We start from the raw sequence: 798 nt of genomic DNA on the forward strand, positions 1-798 counted from the left end.
TACATTCAGTAATGCCGGCCTGTTAGGGGTGAGTTCCCGTTCCATTGTTTTACTGTTAAATATGGATCTGGCAATTTTATTGCTGTTTGTGATTATAATTGCACGACGACTTGTCACATTATGGGGACATCGCCGTCAAAAACGCGCCGGTGCAAAACTTCATGCGCGATTAGCTCTCATATTTGGAGCTCTTACTGTTGCGCCTACTATATTTATTTCTATCACTTCAGGTTATCTTTTTAATGCTGGTATTGGATCATGGTTTAATGAACGAATTAGCACGGCACTTCAAGAATCTACAGCAGTTGCTGAGGCTTATTTAGAAGAGCACAAAAAAGTCATTAGAGCAAATTGCGAAGCAATGGCTCATACTTTAGCAGAAAATTTTCAACCTCTTTCAAATGATCAGATTCATTTTAATCAAGCACTTGATATAGAATTACAAGTACGCTCTCTAGATGAAGCCATTGTTTTTAACTCTTCAGAAGTTCTTGCCCGTTCCAGGTTAAGTTTTTCTCTTGAATTTGAACGTATTTCAGAACTTGATCTCGAAAGAGCCGAAAAATCTGTTGTCATTAATACTTCAGAAAGTGGCGACCGCGTCCGCGCTCTTATGAAGCTGCCTAGTTATAATGCCTACCTTCTTGTTGGAAGATTAGTTGATCCGCTTGTTTTAAAAAGAATTGCTAATGCTAAAGATGCTGTCAGCGAATATAACCAACTTCATGACATTCAAAAGCAATTAGAAATTAGGTTTGTGCTTGCTTTTATTTTGATTTCTCTGATTTTATTAGCAAT

At 37.6% G+C, this 798-nt stretch carries 1 pseudogene; it reads left to right on the forward strand.

Annotated features, from left to right (window positions below):
- Positions 1-61: 61 nt before the first annotated feature.
- Positions 62-798 (forward strand): annotated as a pseudogene (locus IG80_RS0112205) (sensor histidine kinase NtrY-like); the annotation flags it as partial.

The sequence above is a fragment of the Candidatus Paracaedibacter symbiosus genome (genome assembly GCF_000757605.1).
Classification (GTDB): Bacteria; Pseudomonadota; Alphaproteobacteria; order Paracaedibacterales; family Paracaedibacteraceae; genus Paracaedibacter_A; species Paracaedibacter_A symbiosus.